15 protein-coding genes and 1 tRNA gene are annotated in these 22462 nt (G+C 66.0%); 3 read left to right on the plus strand and 13 right to left on the minus strand.

Annotated elements, in window-relative coordinates; all coding sequences use genetic code 11:
* Window positions 1-9 precede the first annotated feature (9 nt).
* Together HIM68_RS03610 and rpsA are read right to left on the minus strand one after the other, a co-directional pair.
* Window positions 10-1905: a hypothetical protein gene (locus HIM68_RS03610; protein ID WP_367647419.1), complete on the minus strand. Its 1896-nt coding sequence runs from the start codon at window positions 1903-1905 to the stop codon at window positions 10-12.
* Window positions 1883-3367, minus strand: a complete 1485-nt coding sequence (rpsA, locus tag HIM68_RS03615; protein ID WP_139467300.1) for a 30S ribosomal protein S1 — start codon at window positions 3365-3367, stop codon at window positions 1883-1885. The genes HIM68_RS03610 and rpsA overlap by 23 nt, the downstream gene beginning before the upstream one ends.
* Window positions 3368-3573: 206 nt before the next feature.
* On the opposite strand from rpsA, the gene HIM68_RS03620 reads away from it, so the two are divergent.
* Window positions 3574-4413: a class I SAM-dependent methyltransferase gene (locus HIM68_RS03620; protein ID WP_139467301.1), complete on the plus strand. Its 840-nt coding sequence runs from the start codon at window positions 3574-3576 to the stop codon at window positions 4411-4413.
* Between the two features lie 23 nt (window positions 4414-4436).
* Here the strand turns inward: HIM68_RS03620 and HIM68_RS03625 are convergent, their stop codons facing one another.
* The gene (locus tag HIM68_RS03625; protein WP_172169650.1) at window positions 4437-4676 is read right to left on the minus strand and encodes a hypothetical protein; all 240 of its coding nucleotides are present in this window, start codon (window positions 4674-4676) and stop codon (window positions 4437-4439) included.
* Window positions 4677-4854: 178 nt separating this feature from the next.
* Entirely contained in the window at window positions 4855-7518 is a 2664-nt protein-coding gene (gene polA, locus HIM68_RS03630; protein WP_172169653.1) for a DNA polymerase I, read from the minus strand.
* A 42-nt stretch (window positions 7519-7560) separates the two neighbouring features.
* Here polA and HIM68_RS03635 point away from each other — a divergent pair, with 42 nt between their 5' ends.
* Entirely contained in the window at window positions 7561-8022 is a 462-nt protein-coding gene (locus HIM68_RS03635; RefSeq protein WP_139467304.1) for a PaaI family thioesterase, read from the plus strand.
* 117 nt (window positions 8023-8139) lie between these two features.
* On the opposite strand, the gene HIM68_RS03640 is transcribed toward HIM68_RS03635, so the two are convergent.
* On the minus strand, window positions 8140-8721 hold the full coding sequence (locus HIM68_RS03640) for an ANTAR domain-containing response regulator (RefSeq protein ID WP_101544335.1): 582 nt from the start codon (window positions 8719-8721) through the stop codon (window positions 8140-8142).
* Window positions 8722-8952: 231 nt separating this feature from the next.
* Here HIM68_RS03640 and HIM68_RS03645 point away from each other — a divergent pair.
* A tRNA-Leu gene (locus HIM68_RS03645) sits at window positions 8953-9034 on the plus strand.
* 75 nt (window positions 9035-9109) lie between these two features.
* On the opposite strand, the gene HIM68_RS03650 is transcribed toward HIM68_RS03645, so the two are convergent.
* The 8 genes from HIM68_RS03650 to trpB form a co-directional block, all read right to left on the minus strand.
* On the minus strand, window positions 9110-9670 hold the full coding sequence (locus HIM68_RS03650) for a GNAT family N-acetyltransferase (RefSeq protein ID WP_172169656.1): 561 nt from the start codon (window positions 9668-9670) through the stop codon (window positions 9110-9112).
* The gene (locus HIM68_RS03655; RefSeq protein WP_172169659.1) at window positions 9627-11000 is read right to left on the minus strand and encodes a dicarboxylate/amino acid:cation symporter; all 1374 of its coding nucleotides are present in this window, start codon (window positions 10998-11000) and stop codon (window positions 9627-9629) included. Before HIM68_RS03655 ends, HIM68_RS03650 begins: the two co-directional genes overlap by 44 nt.
* A gap of 218 nt (window positions 11001-11218) precedes the next feature.
* Window positions 11219-12766 carry a pyruvate kinase gene (pyk, locus tag HIM68_RS03660; RefSeq protein ID WP_139467307.1) on the minus strand — a complete coding sequence of 516 codons (1548 nt, stop codon included), beginning with the start codon at window positions 12764-12766 and terminating at the stop codon, window positions 11219-11221.
* A 126-nt stretch (window positions 12767-12892) separates the two neighbouring features.
* Window positions 12893-14350, minus strand: a complete 1458-nt coding sequence (locus HIM68_RS03665) for a glutamate synthase subunit beta (RefSeq protein WP_172169663.1) — start codon at window positions 14348-14350, stop codon at window positions 12893-12895.
* Window positions 14343-19037, minus strand: coding sequence for a glutamate synthase large subunit (gltB, locus tag HIM68_RS03670; RefSeq protein ID WP_172169666.1), 4695 nt, complete (start codon window positions 19035-19037; stop codon window positions 14343-14345). Before gltB ends, HIM68_RS03665 begins: the two co-directional genes overlap by 8 nt.
* Window positions 19038-19212: 175 nt before the next feature.
* Window positions 19213-20388, minus strand: coding sequence for a prolipoprotein diacylglyceryl transferase (locus tag HIM68_RS03675; protein ID WP_172169668.1), 1176 nt, complete (start codon window positions 20386-20388; stop codon window positions 19213-19215).
* Window positions 20385-21176, minus strand: coding sequence for a tryptophan synthase subunit alpha (gene trpA / locus HIM68_RS03680; protein ID WP_172169670.1), 792 nt, complete (start codon window positions 21174-21176; stop codon window positions 20385-20387). The genes HIM68_RS03675 and trpA overlap by 4 nt, the downstream gene beginning before the upstream one ends.
* Complete coding sequence (gene trpB, locus HIM68_RS03685) at window positions 21173-22387, minus strand: tryptophan synthase subunit beta (RefSeq protein ID WP_172169672.1); 1215 nt, start codon at window positions 22385-22387, stop codon at window positions 21173-21175. The genes trpA and trpB overlap by 4 nt, the downstream gene beginning before the upstream one ends.
* Between the last annotated feature and the right edge of the window lie 75 nt (window positions 22388-22462).

Genomic DNA, 22462 nt, shown 5'->3' on the forward strand with positions numbered 1-22462 from the left:
GGGATCATCCTACTGATCCAGTCGGTAGACCCGCACTCCCTCATCGGCGAAGATCGGATCTCCGACGGCGGCATCGAGGAATGCTGCATAGTCTCCCTCACCGCCCGGCAGAAGCGGAGCCTCGGGGGCGAGGACGATGAAGTCGACCCCGGTCTCCCTCAGTTCGGCGATCGCCGAGGCGACTTCCGAGCTGTCCGCGCCCGGCATTGGCTCGCCGTCGAAGACGGAGCCGTGCAGGAGTTCGTCGAGGGCATCCTCGGGGGCGGAATAGGTCACCGCCGATTCCGGGCTCGAGCCGATGAAGTAGCCGCCGGTCTCGCGGTAGCGGAATCCGCTGACCGACTGCCACACCATGGCTTCGTCGGCGTGGGGCTCAGCCCATGCGAGGGGGCGGGGGAAGGTCTTGACGACGGATCCGGCAGGGATCACCTCGGCGATGGAGTGCTCGTAGAAGTCCGGAACGGTCACCTCATGGGCGGTCTGCGGAGCGGGGAGGACGGCCACGGCGGCGAGGACGAGCAGGATGAGGAGGGCGCGGGCGCGAAGCAGCTTCCGGTGGCTCAGCGCCCATTGGAGGCCGATTCCGAGCACGGCGAAGAGCGCGATCGTCGAGTGGAGGACGAGCCGCATGGGCAGGATGTTGTTGAGTACGGGGATGGCTTCGATGAGCGCGAACGGACCGGTCGCGAGGGCGATTCGGCCGCCGAGGAGGATCGGTGAGCCGAGTGCCAGCAGGCCGACGAGGATGCCGGTTGCCGCGGCGATGCGCACCGGCACCGCGTGTGCGGACCGGTGGGCGAGGCCGAGAACGATGAGCACAGCCGCCGCCAGAGCTGGTGCGCCGACGTAGGCGCCGAGTTCGGCGGGGTCGATCTCCATGATTCGGGGCAGAGGAGACACTCCGGAACTCAGCCAGGCCGGGGCTGCGGGCAAGATCGGGTCGAGCAGGTCGGTGTTCCATACTCCGTGTGGGCGGATGGCGCCCTGCGGGGCGTTCGGTCCGGACATGGTCACCAGCAGCGGGATCGCACACAGCATGGCGATACAGCCGGCGACTGCGGAACCGAGACCGAGGGCGACCCATGACCGGGCGCGGTAGAGGCGGCGTCCGAAGACGGCGAGGCTGGCCAGGAAGCAGAGTGCGGCGAGGAAGGTTCCGGCCAGAACTTCGGTGGAGACGTAGAACTGGAAGCCGAGGAGGAGCCCGAACCCTCCTCCGAGCAGCCACAGGCGACGGCTGCGCAGCAGAGAACGGCCGGGATCCACCTGTGTCGCGCGGCCGAGGTCGAGGAGAGCGAGGATCGCCCAGGCGGTCAGGGGCGGGGTGACGATATAGGCGAGGTTCGGGTGGCCGCCGAGCTGGGCGATGACATAGCTGGAGAAGCCGACTCCGGCAGCGGCGATGAAAGCGGGCAGGCGGTCGAGGAAGCGGCGGAAGAGCACAGCTGTGGCCAGGCTGCCGAGCACCGGGAAGGCGAGGATGAGGAGGTTGTAGCTCACGACGGGGCCGGCCACCCACGTCACGGGAGCGAGCAGGATCGCAAACCCTGCGAGCGAGGTGTTCCAGGCTCCGTTGACTCCCCCGCCGAGGGCGTTCATCGATTCCGTGTACAACAGGCCGCCGGTTTCCCCCGGTCCGAATCCGAGGATGTCTGCGAGAACCTGCGCGCCGTGCCCGAGCCACCAGATGAACAGTGAGGTGTCGTCGTTGGAGGCGACGACGCTGCCGCCGGGGTCCGCGGCGACGGAGCCGAAGACGGTCAGGCTGCCGACACAGAGGATGAGGGTGTACCACAGCCACGGGCGCAGGCGTGCCCGAGCCGTGGGGGCATACAGAAAGGGCTCCCGGCCTTCCGACCGGGAGCCCTTCTGGTGGCTGCTATCAGCTGCCTGCAAGCTTCTCACGCAGGGCTGCAAGAGCTTCGTCGCTGGCCAGGGTGCCCTCGTCGCTCGCCTCTTCGGAGGAGAACGATCCGGTGGCCGGAGCGGCCTCGGCAGATCCGACGGCATCGGCTGCGGAGGCCTCGGCATCCGCTGCGATGGCCTTGGCGACCTGCTTCTTGTGCTCTTCCCAGCGTTCCTGAGCGGCGGCGTACTGCTGCTCCCAGGTCTCGCGCTGAGCTTCGTAGCCCTCGACCCATTCGTTGGTCTCGGGGTCGAAGCCCTCGGGGTACTTGTAGTTGCCGTCCTCGTCGTACTCCTGCGGCATGCCGTACAGAGCGGGGTCGAGGAACTCTTCGGCCTCGGGGTCGACGCCTTCGTTCGCCTGCTTCAGCGACAGCGAGATGCGGCGGCGTTCCAGGTCGATGTCGATGACCTTGACGTAGATGGTCTCGTCGACCGAAACGACCTGCTCGGGCAGATCCACGTGGCGCACGGCCAGCTCGGAGATGTGGACGAGGCCTTCGATGCCGTCTTCGACGCGCACGAATGCACCGAACGGAACGAGCTTGGTGACCTTGCCCGGCACGATCTGTCCGATGACGTGCGTGCGAGCGAAGTGCTGCCAAGGATCTTCCTGGGTGGCCTTGAGCGACAGCGAAACGCGCTCACGGTCCATGTCGACGTCGAGAACCTCGACGGTGACTTCGTCGCCCACGGTGACGACCTCACCCGGGTGATCGATGTGCTTCCAGGACAGTTCGGAGACGTGGACGAGTCCGTCGACACCACCGAGGTCGACGAACGCACCGAAGTTGACGATGGAGGACACGACACCAGGACGGACCTGGCCCTTCTGCAGGGTCTGCAGGAAGTCGTGACGAACGGCCGACTGGGTCTGCTCGAGCCAGGCACGGCGCGACAGGACCACGTTGTTGCGGTTCTTGTCGAGCTCGATGATCTTGGCTTCGACCTGCTGGCCGATGTAGGGGGCGAGGTCGCGGACGCGGCGCATCTCGACGAGGGACGCGGGCAGGAATCCGCGCAGTCCGATGTCGACGATCAGACCGCCCTTGACGACCTCGATGACGGTGCCGGTGACAACGCCGTCGTCTTCCTTGATCTTCTCGATGTCGCCCCAGGCACGCTCGTACTGAGCGCGCTTCTTCGACAGCATGAGACGACCCTCTTTGTCTTCCTTCTGAAGAACGAGGGCTTCGATTTCGTCCCCGACCTCGACGACTTCGCCGGGATCGACATCGTGCTTGATGGAAAGCTCACGTGCGAGGATGACGCCTTCCGTCTTGTATCCGATGTCGACGAGGACTTCGTCACGGTCGACCTTGACGACTTCGCCCTCAACGATGTCGCCATCGTTGAAGTACTTGATGGTCTCATCGACGGCGGCGAGGAAATCCTCAGCGGTTCCGATGTCGTTGACAGCGACCTGCTTCGGCTGCACCGATTCCGGCGTGGTGGTGGTCATATAGGTAGGGACTCCGATGGAATATTGGTCCAGATCCGGTACCCTGGCGACAGGTCGTGTAAGTTGCCGCAAGAACCGAATCCGGTCTCGATTGCGAATTTGGACTTGTATGCACAGGCGCATACGGTTGTCAATGCTAGCACCTTTTCGGGTGTGAATGCACGCCGAAGAGACGAATCATCACCACCTGGGGCCACGGAGGAACCATGAGCGAAGGAACTGACGGAGCCGAGGTCATCAGCGGTGGCTATCTCCCGATCGACGAAGAGGCTTCCGTCCGGGCCAATCGCAGCTATTGGGACAACTCGGCCGAGGAGTATCTCGCCGAACACGGCACGTTCCTCGGGGCTTCGGATTTCATCTGGTGTCCGGAAGGAATTCACGAATCCGATGTGCGCCTCCTCGGCGATGTCGCCCGGAAGCAGGTTCTCGAGGTCGGCTGCGGAGCCGGTCAGTGCTCCCGGTGGCTGGCCGAGCAGGGCGCGATCACCACAGGTGTCGACGTCTCCGCCGGAATGCTCGAGCAGGCCTCGCGTCTGCAGCGCGAACATCCCCTGAGCGCCGAGGCGACTCCCCCGACGTTCCTCCTCGCCGATGCCCGACAGCTGCCGTTCGCATCGAACAGCTTCGATCGCGCGTTCTCCTCCTACGGCGCCCTGCCCTTCGTCAAGGACGCCGAGGTCGTCTTCGCCGAGGTGGCGCGAGTGCTGCGCAACGGCGGACAGTGGGTCTTCTCAACGACTCACCCGATGCGGTGGATGTTCCCCGATGTTCCGGGTGAGGCCGGCCTGACGGTTGAGTACTCGTACTTCGATCGCACTCCGTACGTCGAGCTGTCCTCGGACGGTCAGCCGGTCTACGCCGAGCATCACCGGACGATGAGCGATTGGGTCCGTCTCCTCGTCGAAGCCGGCTTCACGCTCGATTCGGTGACCGAACCCGAATGGCCCGAGGAGAATCGGACCGCTTGGGGCGGCTGGTCACCGCTGCGCGGTGCGCTCATGCCCGGTACCGCGATCTTCTCCACCACCCTGACCAAGGACTGACGGGGCCGGAACGGGGACGATCCTCAGCCGAGGACTGTGAAGTCCTCGGCCAGTCCCCCGCGGCCGGTCAGCCCGGCGAGCACTGAACTTCCTTTCCCGCTCTGCATCGCCAGCCCCGCTGCGATCGCCAATGATTCCCGGAGCGCGGCCTCCGGAACAAGTGGTTCGGCACCGAGTATCGTGGCGATGTCGATGCCGTGGACGGCGAGCTCGAAGGTCCGTGTGCGCCTCCCCCGAGGCGACGCCGCGTTCGCGGACGACATCATCGACTCCCGGCTGGGGCAGGACCGCGCAACTCACCCGTCGCGCTCTCGTTCAAGCGCTAGCGGGGAAGTCGTGTGGTACACGGCGCGAAAACTGCGGGGACGCTTGAACGAGCGTGGGCAAGATCGTTCTCTGCGCTTGCGCTTGAACGAGTTCGACGGGACAGCGGGCAGCAGCTCAGTGGGCGGCGGCGTGCCAGGAGCGTCCGGTGCCGACGTTGACGTCCAGAGGCACATCGAGTTCGAACGCCGACCCCATCTCCTCCGTGACGATCGTCTTCACCTCATCGATCTCTTCCGGACGGACGTCGACGATGATCTCGTCATGGACCTGCAGCAGCATCGGCGAGCGGAGACCGTCCAGACGGGCGGCCACCTTGAGCATGGCGATCTTCATGATGTCGGCTGCCGAACCCTGGATCGGAGCGTTGAGTGCGGCGCGTTCGGCCATGTCCCGCAGCTGTCGACGGTCGCTGTGCAGCGCCGGCAGATAACGACGACGGCCCATGATGGTCTCCGTGAACCCCTTGGCGCGAGCCTGCTCGACGATGTCGTCGAGGTAGTCCTTGACTGCACCGAAGCGTTCGAAGTACTGGTCCATCAGCCCCTTGGCTTCATCGACGCCGATCGCAAGCTGCCGGGAGAGGCCGTAGGCGGAGAGCCCGTACACCAGCCCGTAGGACATGGCCTTGACCTTCGAGCGCATCTCGGAGTCAACCTCGTCGATGCCGACTCCGAAGACCTTCGAGCCGACATAGGAGTGGAGATCCTCGCCGTCCTTGAACGCCTGGATGAGCGCGGCATCGCCGGACAGATGAGCCATGATCCGCATCTCGATCTGCGAGTAGTCGGCGGTGAGCAGAGTCCCCTCAGCCACCTCGGGGTCGGCGATGAAGATATCTCGGATGCGGCGGCCTGATTCGGTCCGCACCGGAATGTTCTGCAGGTTCGGGTCCAGGGACGAAAGCCGTCCGGTGGCGGCCACAGTCTGCTGGTAGGTGGTGTGGATGCGGCCGTCGTCGGCAACAGTTTTGAGCAGTCCGAGGACGGTCTGCTTGAGCTTCGTCGAATCCCGGTAGGCCAGCAGGTGTTGGAGGAAGGGGTGTTCGGTCTTGACGAACAGTTCGGCCAGGGCGTCGGCATCGGTCGTATAGCCGGTCTTCGTCCGTTTGGTCTTGGGCATATCGAGTTCGTCGAAGAGCACGGTCTGCAGCTGTTTGGGAGAACCGAGGTTCACCTCGTGGCCGATCGCGTCATAGGCCTCTCCTGCGCTGGCTTCGGCCTGTTTCGTGAATTCGTCGATGAGGTTCGACAGTTCGGTCTCGTCGACGGCGATCCCGGTCGCTTCCATGCGCGCGAGCACGGGCACGAGCGGCAGTTCGATCTCGCGGTAGACCTGCGTCATGTTCGCGTCTTCGACGGCCTTCGCGAGCACCTCGTGGACCTCGAGCAGGGCGGCGGCGCGTTGGCCGTGCGTGGTCACCGCGGCATCGGAGTCGAGGTCGAGGGCGAGCTGTCCGGAATCAGCCTCGGGTTCGCTGAGATCGATTCCCGCGCGGTCGGCGGCGATCTGACCGAGTTCGTAGGACCGGGCATCGGGAACGAGGAGGTAGGCAGCCAGGGCCGTGTCCCCGGCGATATCCGTCACGGACAGTCCCATCGACTCCCACGCTTTGATCTGCAGCTTCGAGCTGTGGAGGATGAGCGAATGCCCGCCCAGGGCGGAACCGAGCGCGCCGACGGCCTTCTGCCCCGCCTCGGCGAGGTCGACGACCCAGGCCTGGCCGGGTTCGGCGGAGACCGCCAGGGTCCGTGCCTGACCGTGGCCGAGTTCGAAGGAGGCGTCGGAATCAAGCGCCAGCACATCGTGGTCGGCGATCTTCGTCAGCAGAGTGTCGATGTCGACGGTCTCGATGTTCGTCTCGCGTGTCGGTGCCGGTTCGGACTCGGCTCCGGCCTCGGGGAAGATCGCGGCCAGACGCTTGCCGAGGGCCTGGAACTCGAGTTGGTCGAACAGGCTCGACAGCTCGGCCGGGTCGCCTTCGCCCCAGGCCAGGTCGTCGAACTCCAGTCCCAAGTCGACGTCGTCGAGGAGGCGGTTGAGTCGGTAGTTCCGCTCCACCTCGCTGATATGGTCGCGCAGCTTCTCACCGACCTTGCCGCCGATCTTGTCGGCGTTGTCCAACACCCCGGGCAGATCGCCGTGTGCGGTGAGCCATTTCGCGGCGGTCTTGTCACCGACTCCGGGCACACCGGGCAGATTGTCGGCCTTCTCACCGACGAGCGCGGCCAGCCCCCGGTAGTTCGCGGGGCTCACCCCGTACTTCTCCTCGACCGCGGCCGGCGTCATCCGGTTGAGATCGCTGACTCCACGTTTCGGGTAGAGGATCGTCACCCGGTCGGAGGCGAGCTGGAACGAATCCTTGTCTCCGCTCATCACCTCGACGAACGAGCCGGCATCCGTGCCCATCTTCGCCATCGTGGCCAGAGCGTCATCGGCCTCGAAGCCCTCCTTCGTCACCACCCGGATGCCCATCGCCGTGACGATGTCCTTGATGAGGTCGAGCTGCGGGTGGAACTCGGGTGGAGTCTTCGCCCGTCCGGCCTTGTAGTCGGGGTATTCCTCGAGGCGGAACGTCTGGCGTCCGAGGTCGAAGGCCACGGCCACGTGGCTGGGCTCCTCGTCGCGGAGGACGTTGATGAGCATGGAGATGAAGCCGTAGATGGCGTTCGTCGTCTGGCCGGTGCTGGTGGAGAAGTTCTCGACCGGCAGGGCGTGGAATGCCCGGTAGGCCAGGGAGTGTCCGTCGATGAGCAGGAGGGATTCGTTTGAGTGACTCACATGGCATAGCCTAGCGTTCGAAGCTGACTTGAAGGAGAACCGATGCTGCGTCCCGACGTGTCCCTGACCGCTCACACCTCCCCTGAGGAGATCGACACGCTGCTCGGACAGCTGCGCACGCCGGGGTCCGGGGGTGAGCTGGCCGAGAGGATGGGAATCGAGTTCGTCGAGCTCGCCCACGATCATGTCGTGGCCACCGCTCCGGTCGTCGGCAATCGGCAGCCGATGGGTCTCTTCCACGGAGGCGGCCACGTCGTTCTCGCCGAATCCCTGGCGTCGATGCATTCGTATCTGCTCTCCGGAGGTAAGAACGTCGTCGGGGTCGATCTCAACGCCACTCACCTGCGTGCCGCGCGAGAGGGCGTGGTGACCGGTCGCGCCGAGGTGCTCCACCAGGGACGCACGATCGTCTCCCATGAGGTCAAGATGACCGACGAGGCGGGGCGCCTGCTCTCGATCGTGCGGATCACGAATATGATCCTGAAGACCGAGCCGAAGGGCTGAGGCACGGCGCCGCCTCGGCGAAAGTCCACAGCGAAAGCAGAGGGCCGGCGAATCCATCTCGGGATTCGCCGGCCCTCTCGGGTTCCGGGTCCGGACCGTGACCGGTCCGGGAGGTGATTACTTCTTCGTGCCGATCTGCTTGAGCACGGTCTCAGCGACCTCGCGCATCGTCAGGCGACGGTCCATCGACGTCTTCTGGATCCAGCGGAAGGCTTCGGGCTCGCTCAGACCCATGGAGGTCTGCAGCAGGCTCTTGGCGCGCTCGACGAGCTTGCGGGTCTCGAAGCGTTCGGTGAGATCGGAGATCTCGGACTCGAGCGAGCTGATCTCGGCATGACGCGAGAGCGCGATCTCCAGGGCCGGGATGAGGTCGGCCGAGGTGAACGGCTTGACGACATAGGCCATGGCACCCGCATCGCGGGCCCGCTCGACGAGCTCCTTCTGCGAGAAGGCGGTGAGCAGCACGACCGGCGCGATGCGAGCCCTGGCGATGCGCTCGGCGGCGGAGATTCCGTCGAGGATGGGCATCTTGATGTCCATGACGACGAGGTCCGGGCGCAGCTCCTCAGCCAGGCGGATGGCGGATTCGCCGTCCGCCGCCTCACCGACGACGTCATAGCCGACCTCGCGGAGCATTTCTACGATATCGAGACGAATCACGGCCTCGTCTTCGGCCACGACTACGCGGCGGACCGGCACGGACTCATCTGAAGTTGATTCTTCGCTGTTTGAAAGCACGGCACCAGTCTAGACCAGGCGCTCAGCGTCATGGCCAGCGGACCCGGAAGTTTATTCTGTGAGGGTGGCCACGGGCGGTGACGGTGGCCACCGGAGGGCATCCTCGGCGGGTGGCGATTGTGCAATCGGTCCGCGCGCGCAGTAGAATCGTCCCCGTTGCACAGGCGGTCCTGACAGGACAGCTCGTGACGCGCCGGATTGGCGGAATCGGTAGACGCGGTGCACTCAAAATGCATTGTCGAAAGACGTGCGGGTTCGAGTCCCGCATCCGGTACAGACGAAGGCACTGTCGAACGTGATGTCGACAGTGCCTTCTGCATTTCCCCGGGAGCCGATGGGCGACCGAAGATCAGCGGCCTGCGCGCAGGTCGAGGGAGTACAGCAGCGTGTCGTATCGCTTCTCCCCCACCGCCACGAAGTCCGGGAGTCGTCCGTATCGGGTGAAGCCGAGGGATTCATAGAGGCCGATGGCGGCCGCATTGTCTCCGCGCAGGTCGAGAGTGACCACTTCCGTGCCGTGATGACGTGCCGCCCGAATGAGCGCCTCCATCAGCTTCCTGCCCGCGCCCTGACCTTGAGCGTCCGGAGCGACGGCCACCTTTTCGATGTCGACATGGGGGCGGAACGTCGGGCGAGCGTACCGATTCCAGTACGCGAAGCCGGTGATCTCGGTTCCGGTGCGAGCGATTGCGGCAGCGGAATCCCCGGTGTCAGTGCCCGCGGCCAGGCAGCCGATGAGATCCGCGATCTCCTCGACAGGCGGAGCTGAGACCCAGCCGAGCGCGGCACCTGCATCGACGAGGCGGCCGAGCAGCGATGTCACCTGCAGGACATCGTGCTCGGCCACCCCCTCGGCGGGGAGGAGATCAACTCTGACTGCGGGCGTCCTCGGTGCGGGTCTCGTCGACATCTGCGTCCTCCTCGGTCGGAACGTAGCCGTTGATGCGCGGGGCATCGTAGCGTTCGACGTCCAGGATCTCATGCCGCTTGGCCACGATGGCCGGGACGAGCGCCTGACCGGAGACGTTGAGCGCGGTGCGGCCCATGTCCACGATCGGCTCGATGGCCAGCAGCAGTCCGACGCCCTCGAGGGGCAGACCCAGGGTCGACAGGGTCAGGGTGAGCATCACGGTCGCACCTGTCGTGCCGGCCGTTGCGGCCGAGCCGATGACGGCGACGAAGATGATGAGCAGGTACTGGATGAGGGAGAGATCGATGCCGAAGAACTGTGCGACGAACACGGCGGCGATGGCCGGATAGATCGCAGCGCAGCCGTCCATCTTCGTCGTCGCACCGAAGGGCACGGCGAAGGCGGCGTAGGAGTGGGGCACCCCGAAGTTGTCGGTGGCGACCTTCTGCGTCACGGGCATGGTGCCGATCGACGACCGGGAGACGAAGCCCATCTGAGTGGCCGGCCAGACTCCGGAGAAGTACTGGCGCACCGACAGTCCATTGGCGCGAGCCAGGGCCGGATAGACGATGAAGAAGACGATCGCGAGGCCGATGTAGACGGCGACGACGAACCACAGCAGCGAGCCCATCGTCGACCAGCCGTAGGAGTTCACTGCGTTGCCGATGAGGCCGAGCGTACCGATCGGGGCGATGCGCACGATCCACCAGACGACCTTCTGGACCACGGCCAGGGCCGCCTCGGTGAACTGGAGGAACGGCTCTGCGGCCTTGCCGACCTTGACCGCGGCGATGCCGATGGCACCGGAGACGATGATGAGCTGGAGGATGTTGAAGTTGACCTCGGAGGTCATGACTCCGGCGTCATCGGGTGCGGTGGCCACCTCGAGCCCGAGGAAGTTCACCGGGATCAGTCCGGTGAGGAAGCCCAGCCAGCTGCCCTGGGAGTCTGGTGCACCGGCGTTGAGCGAAGCGGCATCGGCGTGGGCGCCGGGCTGCATGACGATGCCGATGATGAGTCCGAGGACGACGGCGATGAGAGCGGTGAGGGCGAACCACAGCAGGGTCGACATCGCCAGCCTGGCGGCGTTGGTGACCTTGCGCAGGTTGCCGATGCTCGCGATGATCGCGGTGATGACCAGTGGGACGACGGCGGCCTTGAGCAGTGTGACATACGACGAGCCGATGGTGTCCAGGGTCTGGCCGAGCCAGTTGTCAGCGGTGTCTCTGACCGGTCCCCATGAGCGGGCGATGAGCCCGAGGATGACACCGGCGACGAGTGCGATGGTCACCTGCACTCCGAAGGACTTGCTCCACGCGGGCAGTCTCATTGAATTCCTCTCCTAGCGGGTCCTCCCATCTGAGATCCGCAGGGAGGATTAGGCAACAGAGAGCACAACTGTTGAGCAATCCGCAAAATTCCCCGGCCACCTGTGATCTGTCTCGCAGTTTGGAATCGGTCCACGCTCGGCCCCGGATACAGAGACGCCGACGGCGCCCGCCCCGTGATCATGGGGCAGGCGCCGCCGGCGTTTGAGCCTCGTAGCGGTCAGTGGCGGGGCGAGTGGCCCTCGCGCACGATCGGCACTTCACGGGTGATCGGCGCTTCGGCCACGACTCCGTATCCGGCCAGCGGGTCCTCCTCGGAATCCGAGGCATCCTGATAGGCGGCCGTCACACCCTTGGCGGCATCACCGATGGTGTGGATGCGCAGGGCGTTCGTCGAACCGGGGATCCCGGGAGGCGAACCGGCCACGAGGATGCTCTGATCGCCTTCGCGGGCGGTGCCGTCCGCGAGCAGAACTGCGTCGACCTGACGCGCCATCTGGTCGGTGTGGCGCACGGTCTTCACGAGGTACGGGCGCACTCCCCAGGTCAGCGCCAGCTGGTGGCGGACCTGCGGGTCGGGCGTGAAGCCGAGGATGGGCCAAGCAGGGCGCAGCCGCGACATGCGCCGCACGGAGTCGCCGGTCTGTGAGAAGGTGCACAGGAGGTCGATATCGAGCTGCTCAGCAATCTGCACGGCAGCGGCGGTGACGGCTCCGCCCTTCGTGTGCGGGACGGTGCCCAGTGCCGGGATCCGCTCGAGACCGTGCTCTTCGGTGGAGCCGATGATCCGGCTCATCGTCCGGATCGCCTCGACCCAGTGCGCACCGACCGAGGTCTCACCGGAGAGCATGAGCGCATCGGCGCCGTCGAGGACGGCGTTCGCGCAGTCGCTGGCCTCGGCGCGGGTGGGCCGCGGCGCATCGATCATCGTCTCGAGCATCTGCGTGGCAACGATGACGGGCTTGGCCTGCTGGCGGGCGATCTCAACGGCCCGCTTCTGCACGATCGGCACCTGTTCGAGCGGCAGTTCGACGCCGAGGTCGCCGCGGGCGACCATGATTCCGTCGAAGGCATCGATGACCTCATCGAGCTGGTCGACGGCCTGCGGCTTCTCGAGCTTGGCGATGACCGGAGCCGTGATGCCGACCTCGTCCATGACCGCGCGCACATCGTTCATGTCCTCGGGGCTGCGGACGAAGGACAGGGCCACCCAGTCGAAGCCGAGCTGAAGCCCCCATTTGAGATCGTCGACGTCCTTCTCCGACAGGGCGGGGACGGAGACCGGGACGCCGGGGAGGTTGATGCCCTTGTGGTTGGAGATGGTTCCGCCGATCTCGACCTCGGTGACCACATCGGTGTCGGTCACCTCGGTGGCGCGCAGGCGCAGGCGCCCGTCGTCGATGAGCAGCGGATCGCCCACGGACACGTCTTCTGCCAGGGTCGGCAGGGTCGTGGATACGAGCTCTGCGGTGCCGGGGACGTCACGGCTGGTGATGGTGAAGGTGGCCCCTTCGACGAGCTCTTCCTTCCCGTTGGCGAAGGTGCCCACGCGGATCTTCGGACCCTGCAGGTCCAACAGGACGGCGACGGGGCGTCCGGTGTCGAGGGCGGCCTGGCGGACCCAGGCGAACTTCTCTTCGTGCTCTTCTCGCTTTCCGTGGCTCAGATTGAATCGGGCGACATCGACGCCCTCATCGACGAGCTCGCGGATCTCTTCATAGGAGTTCTGGTTCGGACCTAAAGTTGCGACTATCTTTGCACGCCTCATACGCTCCACCCTACCTAAAGTCTCAGCGGGCGGTTTCCACCGCTCTACGCTGGTCACGGGCGGTGAGAGTGCGGCACTTCGCTGTGCCGCACCACCACCCTTTCTCAATTCCTGACATGCATTATCTTAGCATTTGAACCCTTCGTCGGTGGGCCGCACGGGTGCCGGCAGTCGCGTCGACCCGGTCAGGAACCGGTCGACTTCCGCGGCCGCGGCACGGCCTTCCGCAATGGCCCAGACGATGAGCGACTGTCCGCGTCCGGCATCGCCGGCGACGAAGACTCCCGGCTGCGCCGCATAGTCCTCGGCCCGGTCGAATGCCCCACCTGCACCGGCTTCCAGATCGATCTGCGCGGTCTCCGGTCCGCTGAATCCCAGTGCCAGCAGCACGAGATCGGCGGGGATGACGTGCTCGGTGCCCGGTGTCGGGATGCGGCGGCCGTCGGCGAACTGCGTCTGTGCGACTTCGATTCCGCTCACCTTGCCCGAGTCGTCTCCGACGAACCGTGTCGTCGAGGCCAGATACCGCCTGGTTCCGCCCTCCTCATGTGAGGATTGGACCTCGAAGATCCGCGGCACAGTCGGCCACGGCGAGTCGGCATCGCGGTCGACCGGCGGCTGGGCGCCGATGGCCAGGGTCGTCACCGAGGCGGCTCCCTGGCGCAGAGCCGTGCCCAGGCAGTCCGCCCCGGTGTCGCCGCCGCCGATGATGACGACGTGCTTGCCGGCCGCGTCGATGAACGGTGCCGAGTCTGCCGCCGAGGCCGCGTCGGACGCCTGTGCCCGGTTGGACGGTACGAGGTAGTCCATCGCGAATTCGATTCCGTCCAGTCCGCGCCCGGAAAGCTCCATATCGCGCGGCACGGTGGCTCCGGTCGCCACCAGCACCGCGTCGAAGCGAGTCTGCAGTGCGGCGAAGTCGATGTCGCGGCCGATCTCGACTCCGGTTTCGAACCGAGTGCCTTCGGCACGCATCTGGGTCAGGCGGCGGTCGATATGGTGCTTCTCGAGTTTGAAGTCCGGGATGCCGTAGCGCAGCAGTCCGCCGAGGCGGTCCTCGCGTTCGAAGACGACGACCGTGTGCCCGGCTCGGGTCAGCTGCTGAGCGGCGGCGAGTCCGGCCGGTCCGGAGCCGATGACGGCGACGGTGTGCCCGGTGATCCGGTCGGGGACGACGGGGGTGATGAGTCCGGCGGCGAATCCGTCGTCGACGATGGAGACTTCGACCTGTTTGATCGTCACGGCGGGTTGGTTGATGCCGAGCACGCAGGCGTTCTCACACGGTGCCGGGCAGGCCCGGCCGGTGAATTCGGGGAAGTTGTTCGTCGCGTGGAGCAGTTCCACGGCGCGGGAGAGCTCCCCGCGATACATGGCGTCGTTGAACTCCGGAATGAGGTTGCCCAGCGGACATCCTTGGTGGCAGAAGGGCACTCCGCAGTCCATGCAGCGAGAAGCCTGTCGGCGCAGCTGTGCCGGATCACCCTTCTCGTAGACCTCGGAGTAGTCCATGAGCCGGATCGGCACGGGCCTGCGGGCAGGGAGTTCGCGTTCGGTGGTGGTGAGGAATCCTCGCGGATCAGCCATGTGCGGCCTCCAGAATGGTCTGCCAGGTGTTCTCGGAATCGGCAGTTTCGCCGCTGTTCTCGAGCTCTTCCTGGATGTCTTTGATTCGCGCATAGGCGACGGGAATGATCTTGGTGAAACGGGACAGGATGTCCTGCCCGCGGTCGAGTCCGGCCAGCAGTTCGCCGGCCAGCGGAGAACCGGTCGCCGCGACATGGTCGCTGAGCAGTCTCTGCAGGATCGGCACATCGGAGTCGCCGATGCCGCCGAATCTGAAGACGCCCGCGGCTCGTTCCTTCGGGTTGAGTCGACTGGGATTGAAGTCGAGGACGAAGGCCGTGCCTCCGGACATTCCGGCCGCGAAGTTGCGTCCGGTGGGTCCGAGGATGACCGCCACTCCCCCGGTCATGTATTCGAGTCCGTGGTCTCCGATGCCTTCGACGACGGCTTCGACGCCCGAGTTGCGCACGAGGAATCTCTCGCCGACCGTACCGGACAGGAATATCGACCCGGACGTCGCACCGTAGCCGATGACGTTGCCGGCGATGACGTTGTGTTCCGGTCGGGTGGAGTTCTCCGGGCGAGGCGCGACGCTGATCGTACCGCCCGACAGTCCCTTCCCGACGTAGTCATTGGCGTCGCCGCGCAGATCGATGCTCACACCGCGCGGCATGAAGGCGCCCAGGGACTGACCGGCCGTGCCGTTCAGGGACACCCGCACGGTTCCCGAGGGCAGCCCGTCCGCGCCGTGGGCCTGAGTCACTCGGTGGCCCAGCAGGGTGCCGACCGACCGGTCCGTATTCTCCACCTCGGCGTTCAGGTGCACCGGGGAACCGGCAGCGACAGCCGCTCCTGCCTGCTCCAGCAGTCGAACGTCGAGTTCGCCCGCGAAGTCACGTGGTGTGCGCGCCTGGCTCACCCTCGCCGAGGCGGGAGCGCCGTCGAGATCGGTCGGAACCGTCAGGATCGGTGTCAGGTCGAGATCCAGTCCCGAGGCGGTCGCCCGATCTGCGTCGATGCGCAGACGTTCGACGGCGCCGATCGCCTCGTCGAGGCTGCGCAGTCCCAGCTGTGCGAGGTAGCCGCGGACCTCCTCGGCGATGAAGGTGAAGAAGTTCACGACATGGTCGGCCTGACCGTGGAACCGTTCGCGCAGCTTCGGGTTCTGCGTGGCCACGCCGACCGGGCAGGTGTCCTGGTGGCAGACCCGCATCATGATGCATCCGGAGACGACGAGGGCGGTGGTGGCGAAGCCGAATTCCTCGGCCCCGAGCAGGGCGGCGATGATGACGTCGCGGCCGGTCTTCAGCTGCCCGTCGACCTGGACGCTGATCCGCTCGCGCAGACCGTTGAGCACAAGGGTCTGCTGGGCTTCTGCCAGTCCGAGCTCCCACGGGGTTCCGGCGTGTTTGAGCGAGTTGAGCGGGCTGGCACCCGTGCCCCCGTCATGGCCGGAGATGAGCACGACATCGGCTCCGGCCTTCGCCACTCCGGCGGCCACCGTGCCGACTCCGATTCCGGAGACGAGTTTGACGTGGACGCGGGCAGCCGCATTGGCCCGACCGAGGTCGTGGATGAGCTGAGCGAGGTCTTCGATGGAATAGATGTCGTGATGCGGAGGCGGCGAGATGAGACCGACTCCGGGAGTGGCGTGGCGGGTCTTCGCGATCCACGGGTACACCTTCTCCCCCGGCAGCTGACCGCCTTCGCCGGGCTTGGCACCTTGGGCCATCTTGATCTGCAGGTCGTCGGCGGCGGTGAGGTAGTGGCTGGTGACACCGAACCGACCGGAGGCGATCTGCTTGATCGCCGACCGACGCTCCGGGTCGAGCAGGCGCTCGGTGTCCTCGCCGCCCTCGCCCGTATTCGACTTTCCGCCGATCCGGTTCATCGCGATCGCCAGCGTCTCGTGCGCTTCGGCCGACAGCGAGCCGTAGCTCATAGCCCCGGTGGAGAACCGGCGCATGATGGCTTCGGCGGGTTCGACCTCGGAGATGTCGATCGGACCCGATTCGGTCGGGACCAGGTCGAAGAGCCCGCGCAGAGTCATCAGCTCGGCGGACTGTTCGTCGACGGCACGCGTGTACTGCCGGAAGATGTCGAAGCGACCGGTGGCCGTCGAATGCTGCAGTTTGAAGATCGTCTCCGGGTTGAACAGGTGCCCCGGGCCTTCCCTCCGCCACTGGAATTCTCCGCCGACGAGCAGGTTCCGGTGAGCCGGACGCGGATGGTCCTCACGATAGGCATCGGCGTGCCGCGCCGTCGTCTCGGCCGCGATGTCGTCCAGCGTCTTGCCGCCGAGCTGATGCGGGGTCGAGGTGAAGTGCTCATCGATGACCGAATCCGCCAGTCCGAGAGCCTCGAAGGTCTGCGCCCCGTGGTAGGACTGGACGGTCGAGATGCCCATCTTCGACATGATCTTCAGCAGGCCCTTATTCAGCGCCGTGAGCACATTGGCCACGGCCGCTTCGGCGCTGATGCCTCGGATCCGTTCGGACGTGACAAGATCCTCGGCCGATTCCATGAGCAGATACGGGTTGACCGCCGAGGCGCCGAAGGACACGAGCGTGGCTGCATGGTGGACCTCGCGAACATCTCCGGCCTCGACGATGATGCTCACCTGCGTGCGGCTGCGCTCGCGGACGAGGTGGTGGTGCAGGGCCGAGGTGAGAAGCAGCGACGGGATCGGCGCGTATTCCGAGTTCGACTCCCGGTCCGTGAGGATGAGGAACACTGCGCCCTCGGCGACCGCGGCGCTCGCCTCCGCGCAGAGGTCGGCGAGGCGAGAAGCCATCGCGTCCTCACCGGCGCCGACCGGGTACAGACCCGACAGCGTCACCGAGGGGCGGGTGATTCCCTCGCCGAGGTGGCTGCCGGACAGGTGCGCGATCGCCGTGAGCTCGTCGTTGTCGATCACCGGCCGCTCGAGCAGGATATGTGCGGAGTCCGGCCCGGTGGAGCACAGCAGGTTGCCTTCGCGGCCGATTCCGGCCGACATGCTCGTGACGATGTCCTCGCGGATGGAGTCCAGCGGCGGGTTCGTCACTTGGGCGAAGTTCTGGTGGAAGTGGTCGAAGAGCAGCCGGGGGCGGGTACTCAGCGCCGCGATCGCGGTGTCGCTGCCCATCGCGCCCAGCGGCTCGGCCCCGGTTTCGGCCATCGGGGCGATGAGCACACGCAGCTCTTCCTCCGTGTATCCGAAGGTCCGCTGTCGTCTCCGAACCGAGGCGCCGGGGTGGCTGACGTGGACGCGGGTGGGCAGTTCGGCCAGTCGGGTGGCCGAGGCGTCGACCCATTCCCGGTAGGGATGTTCGGTGGCGAGGCTGTTCTTGATCTCCGTGTCGGAGATGATGCGTCCGGCCTCCACATCGACGAGGAACATCCTGCCGGGGGTCAGTCGTCCGCGGGCGGTGACTTCGGCTTCGGGCAGGTCGACGACTCCGGCTTCGCTGGCGAGCACGACGGTGTCCTCGGTCATGATGTACCGGGCCGGGCGCAGGCCGTTGCGGTCGAGCACGGCTCCGGCGAGTCGGCCGTCGGTGAAGGCGACGCAGGCCGGCCCGTCCCAGGGCTCCATGAGCAGCGAGTGGTATTCGTAGAAGGCCCGCCGCTCCTCGGACATGGCCGGGTTGTTCTCCCAGGCTTCGGGAATCATCATCAGCATGGCCTGCGGCAGCGACCGGCCGGAGGCGACCATGAGTTCGAGGACCGAGTTGAAAGAGGCGGAGTCCGAGGCTCCGGCAGGAATGATCGGGAAGATCCGCTCGAGTCCCTTGGACGTCCCTGCGACCGGAGATTCGAGGAGGTCGCTGGCCAGGGCGGATTCGCGTGCCTGCATCCAGTTCCGGTTGCCGCGCACCGTGTTGATCTCGCCGTTGTGGGCGATCGTGCCGAACGGCTGTGCCAGCTGCCAGGAGGGAAAGGTGTTCGTGGAGAACCGGGAGTGGACGAGAGCGATCGCCGAGGTGAGGCGTTCGTCACCGAGTTCGGTGAAGAAGCGGTCGAGCTGGGCGGTGGAGAGCATTCCTTTGAACGTCAGCGTCGTCGGCGACAGCGACGGGAAGTAGAGGCCGGCGTTGTCGAGTCGCTTCCGCACGATGAACGCCCGGCGAGCGAGATCGTTCTCATCTCGGGCGGGATGGTTCTCATCACAGCCGAAGAACACGTAGCGCATGGCCGGCATGGTCTCGGCGGCGATCCGACCGAGCACTCCGGGGTCGACAGCCGCGGATTCCACGTGGAGGACCTGCAGTCCTTCTTCCGCGGCGATCCTGGACACGAGTGCGTCCTGGTCGACGCCTGCGGCGTCAACGCTGAAATCGGGCTGCGTCTCCTTGGTCAGCGGAGCGGTGGCGGCGTTGAGATCGGCGGCGTAGTCCTGAGCGAAGAAGCCGATGCCCATGGCATAGCTGCCCGGCGCCGGAAGAGAGATTCCGGATTCGCCGAGAACGGCGGCGAAATAGTCGTGCGGGATCTGGATGGTCAGTCCGGCACCGTCTCCGGTCCCATCGTCGGAACCGATTCCGCCGCGGTGTTCGAGCCTGCGCAGAGCGTCGAGGGCCTGGGTGATGACCGTGTGGTCGGCTCCGCCTCTGTAACGGGCGATGAGGGCCAGACCGCAGTTGTCGTGTTCGAGCGCCGGATCGTAGAGCCCGATGCGGCCAGGTGGGGCCGTGGTCTTGGGGGTCGACTGAGCGCTGTGGTTCATATACTGCCTTCTCGGTGTTGAGTGCTTCCCGAAAAGACGGCGCTGTCCTCTGCGGTTTGGACGAGTCCGGAAAGGGTGTCCCCGGACCCGGCTGTGAGATGACTCTCACAGCCGGAGTATCAACTTACACCATGTGCAATTTGAGAAAAAGCAGAAAAAGGAACGAAGTGCGAACCTATTTGTCTTGAGTATCGGACGTTCGAGGGTCTGCGTCGTGCGCTGCGGGGGCTGACTTCCCGCGCACATCCGGCACGATCGAGATCGCCGAGGTGACCGCCCCGAAGAATCCGAAGCTGTGGCGACCGCTGAGATCGATTCCGGATTCGTCCTCGGGCTCCGAGTCGTCCGGGTCGGCGCCAGTCGTGGTGCTGTCCCCTGTCGCAGACGCCGCATCGTCGACGTCTGCACGGCTCGCAGAAGCATCGGCAGTCAAGTCGGAAGCCGAGGCGGGGGACGCTCTCACGGTCGAGCGCCGCGATGTCGGTGCCCCGCCTCCGTCGTGACCGTGCTGATCGTCCGGATCGGCCACCCGCGCTACCGAAGGCAACGGGGCTCCGGAGGCGGCGGCCGCCTCGGCGATATTGGGTGCATTGATCTCAAAGGTGTGCTTTCCGCGGCGATGGCGGCGCAGCAGGGTCCGGGACCCGTGCATGTAGACACCGGTCTCATAGGTGCGGTGACGCAGTCGGGAGACGATGAGCCAGCCGAGGCCGATGAGCAGGGCGAGGATGGCCGTCCACACGTTGAACGGCAGTCCGAACAGCAGGCGCGCGTCCTCGGCCGCGGGGGTGCCGATCCGCAGGGCCTCGAGCAGAATGCGGCCGAGGCCGAACAGGCACAGATACAGGGCGAAGACCTGTCCGTAGCCGAGCCGGAGGCGTTTGGACACGATGATGAGCACAACACAGGCGATGAGGTTCCACGCCGATTCGGTGAGCACCGTGACCAGTTCGAGGCGACCGTCGAACCAATCGCTGAAGGCTCCGGCGACGTGGCCGAGGATGAGCCCCGGTGCGACCGAGTCGAGCAGCGGTCGGAACCTGATGCCTTGGATACGGGTGAGCACCCAGACGGAGAGGAAGCCGAGGATGGTGGCTCCCCAGAAGCTGAATCCGCCGTCCCAGACCGCCAGCGCCCGCAGCGGGCTGCCGTCGGGGCCGAAGTAGGTGTCCGGTGCCGAGAGCAGATGTCCGAGACGTCCGCCGATGATTGCCGCAGGCAGACCGACGACCGTGATGGCCCACAGGTCTCCCTTATGGCCGCCGCGGGCGCGCCATTGGATGCCTGTCATCCACAGCGCGAGTCCGATGCCGAGGACGGTGAAGACGACCCATGCCGGGCTGAAGCTCATGCACACCCTTCTGCGAGCTCGGCGGCGAGTCGACCGACTCCGGCCACTCCTTCGGAGTTCAGCGCCCGAACGAGGGCGGAGCCGACGATGACGCCATCGGCATATTCGGCGACCTCGGCCGCCTGTTCGCGGTTCGACACGCCGAGCCCGACGCAGGCGCGTTCGGCTCCGGCTTCCTTCAGCCGGGCGACGAGATCGCGCGCATGGTTGTCGACTTCGGAGCGGACGCCGGTGACACCCATGGTCGAGGCGGCGTAGACGAATCCGGAGCTGTGCTCGACGATGCGGGCCAGGCGCTCCGGCGTCGACGAGGGTGCGGCGAGGAAGATGCGGTCGAGGTGGTACTTCTCGGAAGCTGCCAGCCACGGTGCCGCCTCATCGGGGATGAGGTCGGGAGTGACGATTCCGCCGCCTCCGGCCGAGGCCAGGTCGCGGGCGAAACTGTCGACGCCGTACTGGAGCACGAGGTTCCAGTAGCTCATGACGACGGCGGTGCCGCCGGCTTCGGCGATGGCTTCGACTGCGGTGAAGACATCGGAGGTGCGCACACCGTTGTCCAGTGCCGCCTCACCGGCGCGCTGGATGACGGGTCCGTCCATTCCGGGGTCGGAGTACGGCAGACCGACCTCGATGATGTCGACGCCGTTGCGGACGAGTTCGACCATCGCCTCTGTCGAACCGGCCACGGTCGGGAAGCCGACGGGCAGGTAGGCGATGAGTGCGGCCTTGCGGCCAGCCTCGGCGACGGCGTCGAGGGTGGTTCCTGTGCGTGGACCTGAGTGCGTCATACCTGCACCGCTCCTTCGTCGATGTAGTCAAACCATTTCGCGGCGGTCGTCATATCCTTGTCGCCACGGCCGGAGAGATTGACCAGCAGGACCGCGTCGGGTCCGAGCTCACGGCCGATGCGCATGGCTCCGGCCAGGGCGTGAGCGGATTCGATGGCGGGGATGATGCCCTCCGTGCGGGAGAGCAGTCGCATGGCCTCCATCGCCTCCTCATCGACGACGGGTTCGTACGTCACGCGCCCGGTGTCGTGGAGGTGGGAGTGCTCGGGGCCGACCGATGGGTAGTCGAGTCCGGCGGAGACCGAGTGGGAGGCCTGCGTCTGACCGTCGTCATCCTGGAGGATGTAGGTGGCGGAGCCGTGGAGGACACCGGGGCGTCCGCCGGAGAACCGGGCGGCGTGATGGCCGGAGTCGACTCCTTCGCCGCCGGCTTCGAAGCCGAAGATCTTCACGTCCGCATCGCCGAGGAAGGCGGCGAAGAGTCCCATCGCGTTCGATCCGCCGCCGACGCAGGCGCAGACGGCGTCGGGCAGGCGACCGGCCATGTCCTGGATCTGTTCGCGGGCTTCGACCCCGATGACGTTCTGGAAGGAGCGGACCATCGCCGGGAACGGGTGAGGACCGGCGACCGTGCCGATGACATAGTGGGTGTCATCGACGTTGGCCACCCAGTCGCGCATGGCTTCGTTCATCGCGTCCTTGAGAGTGCGGGTGCCGTTGGTCACGGCGTTGACCGTGGCTCCGAGCAGACGCATGCGTGCGACATTGAGGGCCTGGCGCTGAGTGTCCTCCTCGCCCATGTAGACCACGCAGGACATGTCGAGCAGGGCCGCGGCGGTCGCCGTGGCGACTCCGTGCTGTCCGGCTCCGGTCTCGGCGATGAGACGGGTCTTGCCCATCCGCTTGGCCAGCAGAGCCTGCGCCAGGGCGTTGTTGATCTTGTGGCTGCCCGTGTGGTTGAGGTCTTCGCGTTTGAGGAACACTCGAGCACCGCCGCAGTGCTCGGCGAAGCGAGTGGCCTCGGTGAGCAGAGAGGGCCGGCCGATGTAGCTGCGCTGCAGAGTGAGGAGTTCGTCGGTGAAGGCCGGATCCACCTGGGATTTGCGCCAGGTCTCTTCGATCTCGTCGAGTGCCGGGATCAGCGCTTCGGGGATGAACCTGCCTCCGAACTCGCCGAAGTACGGTCCGGTCTCCTCGCTCAAATCGGTCATTGCGGTCCTTCTCGATCTCCTCGTGGCGCCGGCCTGTGGGGCGGAGAGACTCCGCCTCACCGGACGCCGGAATGG

The sequence above is a fragment of the Brevibacterium sp. CT2-23B genome, from assembly GCF_013168765.1.
Classification (GTDB): domain Bacteria; phylum Actinomycetota; class Actinomycetes; order Actinomycetales; family Brevibacteriaceae; genus Brevibacterium; species Brevibacterium sediminis.